The organism is Amycolatopsis sp. NPDC057786, from assembly GCF_042797905.1.
Taxonomy (GTDB): domain Bacteria; phylum Actinomycetota; class Actinomycetes; order Mycobacteriales; family Pseudonocardiaceae; genus Amycolatopsis.
Window position 1 is genome coordinate 135,575 of the sequence record NZ_JBHVKW010000008.1, and the last position, 8,069, is coordinate 143,643.

The following is an 8,069-nucleotide window of genomic DNA, read 5'->3' on the forward strand; positions in this document are numbered from 1 at the left end:
AGCGCGCGATAGGGGCCGACGAGGGCGGCAGAGGCTCAGGCAGACTGGCCCGGCATCGCGATCGCCACCGGCTTCGCGCCGAACTCAGCCCGCCACGCCGTCCCTCGCCGCGCCGACCCGATCAGCGCGTTCAACGCCGTCGTCCGCAAGGCCGCGTCGTCCGTCCGGTCGATCACGCCGAGCCAGGCCGACGTCGCGTCCGCCTCGGCCGTCGCCACCAGCTCCATCGCCGAGTTCGCCTCGGTCACCGGCCTCGGCGGCACGTACGCCGCCTCCGGGCCGGTGGGGGTCTGTCCCGCCGCGGACAACATCCGCTCGCAGACGTCCCGTCGTTTGACGTGCTCGGCCGTGCCCCTGGCCACCGCGCCGGTGAAGGCGGCCGGCAGGTACGCGCTGACCAGCCCGTACACCCAGATCGCCGCGTGTTCGGCCGCCAGCGCCTGCTGGACGGCCTCCGCGCTCTCCCCGCCGAGCCGGACCCCGGCGGGCACTTCGACCGCGCCGGCGTCGTCGCCGCGGCCGAGCTTCTCCGAACTCTGCTGCAGCGCCGCGCAGCCCGCCGCGATCGAGGCGACCATCCCGGCGCGGTAGCGGGGCAGCGAAGGCACGAGGCCCTCGGCCTGCTTGCGGGCCTGGGCCAGCCGTTCCTTGAGCCCGTCCACCGACGAAGGCGGGTTCTCCGCGGGACCGGACTGCTCCGGCTTCGGCCGGTTGAGCCGGTCGACCTCGGTCTTGAGCGCTGCCGCGTGCGCGGCCCGCGCGGTGGCGACCGCTTCGCCCTCGGCGCCCAGCGCCTTCGCGCCGGCCGCGTCGGTCTCCGCCGCGCGCAGCAGGGGACCCAGCGGGTCGGGGCTTTCGTCGAAGCCGGGGGAGCAGGCGGACGCCAGCGGCACGGCCAGCGCGGCCAGCGCTCCCATCCGCAGGAAAGTGCGACGGCTCGGCTCTGTCGATCTTCCGGTCACGCCGCCCCATCCTGCCAGTACCCCGGACGGGGCCGCCGCTCGCGCGTCACGCGGGGGTGACCGGATAAGCTGGACCACTACCGAACCCGGATCCACGCCGCCGGGTCGCCCACAGCCGAACAGGAGCGCTCCACCGTGCCCAACGACCTCGCCAGCAGGCTGGAGCCCATCGTGGCCGAAGCCGTCACGGCCGCGGGTTTCGACCTCGATTCCTTCGAGGTCCAGCAGGCAGGCCGCCGCCAGCTGGTCAAGGTCGTCGTCGACGGGGACGACGGCGTCGGGCTGGACGAGGTGGCGAGCGTCAGCCGCGCCGTCTCCGCCGCGCTCGACGAGAACGAGCATGTGATCGCCAGCGCGTACACGCTCGAAGTCACCTCGCCGGGTCTCGACCGGCCGCTGACCGTGCGACGGCACTGGCGGCGCGCGAAGTTCCGCCTCGTCAAGGTCACGCCGTCCGAAGGCGCGGCGTTCGTCGGCCGCGTCGGGCACGCGGGGGAGAAATCCGCGCGAGTGCTCGTGGACGGCGAGATCCGGGACGTCCCCTACGCCTCGGTGACCAAGGCGGTCATCGAGATCGAGTTCAAGCAACCACCTGCCGAGGACCTGAAACTGTTGGAAAACGATGCGTCGGCCCTGAACGCCGCCACCACGGAGCCGAAGGAGGAGCCGAAGTGAACGTCGACATCGCCGCGCTGCGCGCGATCGAACGGGACAAGGACATCCCCTTCGAGACGGTGATCGAAGCGATCGAAACCGCGCTCCTCACCGCGTACAAGCACACCGAGGGCCACCAGCCGCACGCCAGGATCGACATCGACCGCAAGAGCGGGCTGGTGCGCGTCCTCGCGCACACCCTCACCCCGGACGGCCAGACCGACGAGGAGTGGGACGACACCCCCGAGGGCTTCGGCCGGATCGCGGCGACCACCGCGCGGCAGGTCATCCTGCAGCGGCTGCGCGACGCCGAGCACGAGAAGACCTTCGGCGAGTTCTCCGCCAAGGAGAACGAGATCGTCGCCGGCGTGGTGCAGCGTGATGCCCGCGCCAACGCCCGCGGCATGGTCGTCATCCAGGTCGGCGACATCGAAGGCGTGCTGCCCGCGATCGAGCAGGTGCCCGGTGAGACCTACGAGCACGGCGACCGGATCAAGGCCTACGTCGTGACCGTCTCGCGCGGCAACCGGGGCCCGCAGATCACGCTGTCCCGTTCGCACCCGAAGCTGGTGCACAAGCTGTTCGCCCTCGAGGTCCCCGAAATCGCCGACGGCACGGTCGAGATCGCCGCCGTCGCGCGGGAGCCGGGACACCGGACCAAGATCGCGGTCCGCTCGACGGTGCCCGGCGTCAACGCCAAGGGCGCCTGCATCGGCCCGGTCGGCGCACGCGTGCGGAACGTGATGAGCGAGCTGGCCGGCGAGAAGATCGACATCATCGACTTCTCCGAGGACCCGGCGAAGTTCGTCGGGAATGCGCTGTCGCCCGCGAAGGTTGTATCGGTACGGGTCGTCGACGAGAAGGCCAAGACCGCTCGCGTCGTCGTCCCGGACTACCAGCTTTCGCTCGCGATCGGCAAGGAAGGGCAGAACGCCCGCCTCGCCGCCCGGCTCACCGGCTGGCGTATCGACATCCGCAGTGACGCCGCCCCTGAGCAGGGTGACGAAGCACACGCCGGGCAGGCGCGGCCCGCCGCGGCAACCGGTTCGGCTGAGTGAAGGTCGAAGCGCTAGACTTACGAGTGGTTCAGAGCCCGCGGCCGGGAACCGACCTCCAGCATGACCGGGAAACTCCGGTCCGCACGTGTGTGGGTTGCCGTAAACGGGCCTTGATCGGCGAGTTGCTGCGAGTGGTCGCGGCGGACGGGCGGCTGATCGTCGACGAACGTCGGCGGTTGCCGGGCCGGGGTGCTTGGTTGCACCCCGTGCCGGACTGTCTGGCCAAGGCCGAGCGGCGCAGGGCGTTCCCCCGGGCACTACGTGTTCCAGGGTCGCTCGACGCCCAGGGTGTCCACGAACGCCTGGAGCGGCACGCCGAAGGCTAAAGGGCGCCGGGACATCCCCGGTGCCGGATGGAATCAGGAAGCAGGTCGACCCGTCATGAGTCAGCCGTGAAGCTGAATCAATGAACGCGCGACAATAGGACGAGGTCTGCGGGTCTGCCGCCGGCCTCCCCAGATGAGGAGAGCTGTGCCAGGCAAGGCCCGAGTACATGAGCTCGCGAAAGAGCTCGGCATCACCAGCAAGGAAGTTCTCGCCAAGTTGAAGGAACAGGGCGAGTTCGTGAAGTCCGCGTCGTCCACCGTCGAGGCGCCGGTCGCCCGTCGTCTCCGTGACGCGTATCCGTCCAAGGACGGCAAGAAGAAGCCGGTTCCGACCCCCGGCCCGCGTCCTGCACCCGCGCCGCCCGCGAAGCCCGCTGCCCCGGCTCCGGCCGCGAAGCCCGCTCAGCCCGCGCCCGCGGCGAAGTCCGAGGCCCCGGCCGCCCCCGCGGCGTCCGCTCCGGCAGCGTCCGAAACGTCGGCCCCGGCCCAGCAGCCGTCCCGGCCCGCTCCGGGTGTCCGCCCGGGTCCGCGCCCCGGCCCCCGGCCGCCGGCGCCCAAGGAAGAGGTCGCTCCGGCGGCGAAGGCCGCTCCGGCCGAGCCGAAGAAGGAGACCCCTCCGGCACCCGCCACCCCGCCCGCGTCCCAGACGCCGTCGCAGGGTTCGGTCGTGCCTCCGAAGCCGCAGGGCCCCAAGCCCGGCGGTCCGAAGCCCGGCCCGCGCACGCCGCGTGTCGGCAACAACCCGTTCGGTGTGGGTTCCGGTTCGCCCGCCCCGCGTCCGTCCGGTCCGCGTCCCGGCGGCGGCAACCAGCAGGGCGGCGACAACCGTCCGCCGCGTCCCGGTGGCGGGCAGGGCGGCGACCGTCCGGCCCCGCGTCCCGGTGGCGGCGCTCCCGGCGGTAACCGGCCCAGCCCGGGCAACATGCCCCCGCGCCCGAACCCCGGCATGATGCCGGGCCGCCCGGCCCGTCCGGCCGGTGGTCCCGGCGGCGGAGCCCGTGGTGGCCCTGGCGGCGGAGCCCGCGGTGGCCCCGGTGGCGGCGCTCGTGGCGGTCCCGGTGGCGGCGGCGGAGGTTTCCGCGGCGGTCCCGGTGGTGGCGGCGGTGGTGGCGGTTTCCGTCCCGGCGGTGGCGGTGGCGGCGGTTTCCGTCCCGGTGGCGGTGGCCCCGGTGGCGGCGGCGGTGCCCCGGCCGGTGGCGGCGGTTTCCGTGGCGGCGGCGGTCGTGGCGGTCCCGGTGGCCGTGGCGGTACCGCGGGTGCCTTCGGGCGCCCCGGTGGCCCCTCGCGCAAGGGTCGCAAGTCGAAGCGGCAGAAGCGCCAGGAGTACATGGACAACATGCAGGCGCCCAGCGTCGGTGGTGTCCGTCTGCCCAAGGGGCAGGGCGAGACGATCCGCCTGCCGCGTGGTGCCTCGCTGACCGACTTCGCCGAGAAGATCGACGCCAACCCGGCTTCGCTGGTGCAGGTGCTCTTCCACCTCGGTGAGATGGTCACCGCGACGCAGTCGGTGTCCGACGACATCCTGGAACTGCTCGGCGGCGAAATGAACTACAACGTTCAGGTCGTCAGTCCCGAGGAAGAGGACCGGGAGCTGCTCGAGACCTTCGACATCACCTACGGCGAAGACGCGGGTGAGGAAGAGGATCTGCAGGTCCGTCCGCCGGTCGTGACCATCATGGGTCACGTCGACCACGGTAAGACCCGCCTGCTCGACACGATCCGCAAGACGAAGGTGCGCGAAGGTGAAGCCGGTGGCATCACCCAGCACATCGGCGCCTACCAGATCGAGACCGAGCTCGAGGGCAACCCGCGTCTGATCACCTTCATCGACACCCCCGGTCACGAGGCGTTCACCGCCATGCGTGCCCGTGGTGCCAACTCGACCGACATCGCGGTGATCGTGGTGGCGGCCGACGACGGTGTGATGCCGCAGACGGTCGAGGCGATCAACCACGCGCAGGCCGCCAAGGCGCCGATCGTGGTCGCGATCAACAAGATCGACAAGGAAGGCGCGAACCCGGACAAGATCCGGCAGCAGCTGACCGAGTACGGCCTGGTCGCCGAGGAGTACGGCGGCGACACGATGTTCGTCGAGATCTCCGCGCGGCAGAACATCAACATCGACGGCCTGCTCGAGGCGATCCTGCTGACCGCCGACGCCGCGCTGGACCTCCGGGCCAACCCGGACATGGAGGCCCAGGGTGTCGCGATCGAGGCGCACCTCGACCGCGGCCGCGGTCCGGTGGCCACGGTGCTGGTCCAGCGAGGCACGCTGCGCGTCGGTGACTCCGTCGTGGCGGGTGACGCCTACGGCCGCGTCCGCCGGATGGTCGACGAGCACAACGTCGACGTCACGGAGGCGTACCCGTCGCGTCCCGTCCAGGTCATCGGGTTCACCTCGGTGCCGGGCGCGGGCGACACCTTCCTGGTGGTCGACGAGGACCGCGTCGCCCGGCAGATCGCCGAGCGCCGTTCCGCCCGGACGCGCAACGCCCTCAACGCGTCGCGTCGCAAGCGGGTCAGCCTCGAGGACCTCGACTCCGCCTTGAAGGAGACGAACAGCCTCAACCTGATCATCAAGGGTGACAACTCCGGTACCGTCGAGGCGCTCGAAGCCTCGCTGGTGCAGCTCGAGGTCGGCGACGACGTCGAACTCAACGTCGTGCACCGCGGTGTCGGTGGCGTCACCGAGTCCGACATCGACCTGGCGACCGCGTCCGACGCGATCGTCCTGGGCTTCAACGTCCGTGCGCAGGGCAAGGCGACCGAGCGGGCCACCCGCGAAGGCGTCGACGTCCGGTACTACACGGTCATCTACCAGGCGATCGAGGAGATCGAGCAGGCTCTGAAGGGCATGCTCAAGCCGGAGTACGAAGAGGTCGAGCTCGGCAAGGCGGAGATCCGCGACGTCTTCAAGTCGTCGAAGATCGGCACCATCGCCGGTTGTCTCGTCGTCTCGGGCGAGATCCGCCGCAACGCGCGGGCCCGTCTGCTCCGCGACGCGACCGTCATCGCCGAGAACCTGCCGATCAGCTCGCTGCGGCGGTTCAAGGACGACGTGGTCGAGGTTCGCGACGGTTACGAGTGTGGTCTGACGCTGGGGTCGTACAGCGACCTCAAGGTCGGCGACATCATCGAGACCTACGAGCAGCGCGAAAAGCCGCGCGCGTAAGTGACAAAGCGGCGCTCCTCCGCATCTGGGCGGGGGAGCGCCGCTTCACCTTCGAAACAACCCAGAACCCCACATGTTCGTAGGAGCTCTTGAGCTCGACATCCTGCTGGGCGACGTCCACTCGCTCAAGCAGAAGCGATCCGTGATCAAGCCGGTGCTGGCCGAGGTGCGCAGGCGTTTCGACGTCTCCGTCGCCGAAGCGGGCCATCAAGACCTGCACCGGCGCGCGCTGATCGGTGTGGCCGTGGTCGCGGCGAGTGGCGAGCAGGTTCGTGACGTGCTCGACTCGTGTGAGCGCCTCGTGGCCGGAAGGCCGGAGTTCGACCTGCTCTCCGCCCACCGCCGGCTGCTCGGCCCGGATGACTGACGAAATTTTTCGAGGAGACGAAATCCCATGGCCGACCCCGCTCGGGCTCGTAAGCTCGCCAAGCGGATCTCACAGATCGTCGCGCACGCGATCGAGCACGACATCAAGGATCCGCGGCTCAACCACGTGACGATCACCGACACGAAGATCACGGCGGATCTGCACGACGCCACGGTCTACTACACGGTGCTCGGCGAGAACCTGGAGTCCACGCCCGACCACGCCGGCGCCGCGGCGGCGCTCGAATCCGCCCGCGGTGTGCTGCGCACGAAGGTCGGTCAGGGCACGGGTGTCCGCTACACCCCTACGCTCGCCTTCGTGGCCGACAGCATTCCCGAGGACGCCAAGCGCATCGAAGACCTCCTCGCGAAGGCCAGGGAAGCCGACGCGGAGGTCGCCCGGCGGGCGACCGGAGCGCAGCACGCCGGTGAACCCGACCCGTACAAGCCGCCGCGGGAAGAGGCCGAAGACGATGAGTTCGCCGACGAGGAGACCCGTCGCTGATCGGGTGAGCCACGCCGTGACCCGGCGCGGCCTGCTGCTGGGAGCCGCGGCTCTCGGCGGCTCGGCGCTGGTTTCCGCTTGCGGCGCCGAGAAACCGCCTCTGGTGGGGCCGCCCCCGGTGGCCCCACCGAGCACGCCGGCGCCGCTCACCGAGGCGGTCACGGTGCAGAAGATGCGGTCCGCGGCGAGGAACCGCGACGTCAACCTCGTCATCATCGCGCCGGACGGGGTACCCAGGGTCGGGATGCCGGTCTGCGTCGCCCTGCACGGGCGCGGCGCCGACGCGCGGACGTTCCTGAACCTCGGCGTACAGGACGCGCTGAACCAGGCCGTCGCCGCCGGGCTGCCCGGGTTCGCGGTCGCCGCCGTCGACGGGGACAACTACTGGGTGGACGTCGGCAAGGCGGACGATCCGCAGCGGATGCTGTCCGACGAATTACCCGGCTGGCTCGCCCAGCGTCAGCTGCGGCCGCCGTCGGCGATGTTCGGGATCTCGATGGGCGGGTTCGGCGCACTGCGCTACGCCCGCGACCACAAGAACCTCAAGGCCGTCGCCGTCGCGAGCGCGGCACTGTTCGTGAGCTGGCCCGATGCCAAGTCCCGCAAGGTCTTCGCGGACCGCGCGCAATGGGAAGCGCACGAGCCGCTGCTGCACACCGGCGACCTTTCCCCCGAATCGACCGGGGTGTGGTGCGGGAACTCCGATCCCTTCGCCCGCGCCGACCGCAAACTCATCAAGGCGCTCGACCCCGCCGTCGCGAAGATGACGCCGGGCGCGCACAACGACGACTACTGGCGCGAGATCATGCCGGACGTGCTGAAGTTCGTGGGGGAACGCATCGCCTGATCCCGCGTTTCGTCCTCTGACTGCGGTAGTTGGCATCGCGTACTACCGCACTCAGAGGACGAAACGCGGAGTGGTCAGGCATCACCCCGTGCCATGAAAGGTCCTTTCCTTGCAAAATTTGCAAGGAAAGGACCTTTCATGGCGTTGGCGAGCGCCGCTTCCCGCGACCTGTCGGCGAC

At 70.6% G+C, this 8,069-nt stretch carries 8 protein-coding genes; 7 read left to right on the plus strand and 1 reads right to left on the minus strand.

What is annotated here, in order from left to right; translation table 11 throughout:
- Positions 1-35 precede the first annotated feature (35 nt).
- Positions 36-962: a ferritin-like domain-containing protein gene (locus ACFVM3_RS08440; protein ID WP_378436838.1), complete on the minus strand. Its 927-nt coding sequence runs from the start codon at positions 960-962 to the stop codon at positions 36-38.
- A gap of 135 nt (positions 963-1,097) precedes the next feature.
- Here ACFVM3_RS08440 and rimP point away from each other — a divergent pair, with 135 nt between their 5' ends.
- From rimP to ACFVM3_RS08475, 7 genes are all read left to right on the plus strand, one after another.
- Positions 1,098-1,637 (plus strand): ribosome maturation factor RimP, encoded by a 540-nt coding sequence (rimP, locus tag ACFVM3_RS08445; RefSeq protein WP_378436840.1) that lies wholly within the window; start codon positions 1,098-1,100, stop codon positions 1,635-1,637.
- Entirely contained in the window at positions 1,634-2,674 is a 1,041-nt protein-coding gene (gene nusA, locus ACFVM3_RS08450) for a transcription termination factor NusA (RefSeq protein ID WP_126729275.1), read from the plus strand. The genes rimP and nusA overlap by 4 nt, the downstream gene beginning before the upstream one ends.
- A 110-nt stretch (positions 2,675-2,784) precedes the next feature.
- Entirely contained in the window at positions 2,785-3,000 is a 216-nt protein-coding gene (locus tag ACFVM3_RS08455; protein WP_034312224.1) for a YlxR family protein, read from the plus strand.
- A gap of 145 nt (positions 3,001-3,145) precedes the next feature.
- Positions 3,146-6,172: a translation initiation factor IF-2 gene (infB, locus tag ACFVM3_RS08460; RefSeq protein ID WP_378436842.1), complete on the plus strand. Its 3,027-nt coding sequence runs from the start codon at positions 3,146-3,148 to the stop codon at positions 6,170-6,172.
- 73 nt (positions 6,173-6,245) lie between these two features.
- Positions 6,246-6,539 (plus strand): DUF503 domain-containing protein, encoded by a 294-nt coding sequence (locus tag ACFVM3_RS08465; protein ID WP_034312220.1) that lies wholly within the window; start codon positions 6,246-6,248, stop codon positions 6,537-6,539.
- Between the two features lie 27 nt (positions 6,540-6,566).
- Complete coding sequence (rbfA, locus tag ACFVM3_RS08470) at positions 6,567-7,043, plus strand: 30S ribosome-binding factor RbfA (RefSeq protein ID WP_126737747.1); 477 nt, start codon at positions 6,567-6,569, stop codon at positions 7,041-7,043.
- Between the two features lie 16 nt (positions 7,044-7,059).
- Positions 7,060-7,890 carry an alpha/beta hydrolase gene (locus ACFVM3_RS08475; protein ID WP_378436854.1) on the plus strand — a complete coding sequence of 277 codons (831 nt, stop codon included), beginning with the start codon at positions 7,060-7,062 and terminating at the stop codon, positions 7,888-7,890.
- The last annotated feature ends 179 nt before the right edge of the window (positions 7,891-8,069 follow it).

Bases quoted from the DNA above. Each gene is read 5' to 3' on its own strand.
- ACFVM3_RS08465 (WP_034312220.1), top strand. From the start codon at position 6,246: ATGTTCGTAGGAGCTCTTGAGCTCGACATCCTGCTGGGCGACGTCCAC.
- rbfA (WP_126737747.1), top strand. From the start codon at position 6,567: ATGGCCGACCCCGCTCGGGCTCGTAAGCTCGCCAAGCGGATCTCACAG.